This is a genomic window from Variovorax sp. FG153, assembly GCF_057809595.1.
In genome coordinates this window covers 1-501 of the sequence record NZ_JBMDKG010000127.1, presented here as the reverse complement: position 1 = coordinate 501, position 501 = coordinate 1, and the positions used below count along the sequence as shown (strand labels likewise).

The 501-nt window shown below is 67.7% G+C and carries 1 protein-coding gene; it reads right to left on the bottom strand.

What is annotated here, in order from left to right; all coding sequences use genetic code 11:
- A partial coding sequence (locus ACODT0_RS42410) for an electron transfer flavoprotein subunit alpha/FixB family protein (protein ID WP_489044052.1) occupies window positions 1–501 on the bottom strand: 501 nt, incomplete at both ends.

Sequence of the window (501 nt, the reverse complement as noted above, 5' to 3'; positions counted from 1 at the left end):
CGGCCGTGAACAGGTCGGCCACGAGGCCGTAGTCGGCCACCGAGAAGATCGGCGCCTCTTCGTCCTTGTTGATCGCCACGATCACCTTGGAGTCCTTCATGCCGGCCAGATGCTGGATCGCGCCCGAGATGCCCGCGGCGATGTACAGCTGCGGCGCGACGATCTTGCCGGTCTGGCCCACTTGCCAGTCGTTGGGGGCGTAGCCCGCGTCGACGGCGGCGCGGCTGGCACCCAGGCCCGCGTTGAGCTTGTCGGCCAGCGGTGCCATCACTTCGGTGAACTTCTCGGCGCTGCCCAGCGCGCGACCACCCGAGACGATGATCTTGGCGGCCGTCAGTTCGGGACGCTCACTCTTGGTCACTTCACGGCCCACGAAGCTGCTCTTGCCGCTGTCGGCCACGCCTTCGGCGGTTTCGACCGATGCGCTGCCACCGGTGGCGGCCGCGGCATCGAAGCCGGTGGTGCGAACGGTGATGACCTTGGTCGCATCGCTGCTCTGCA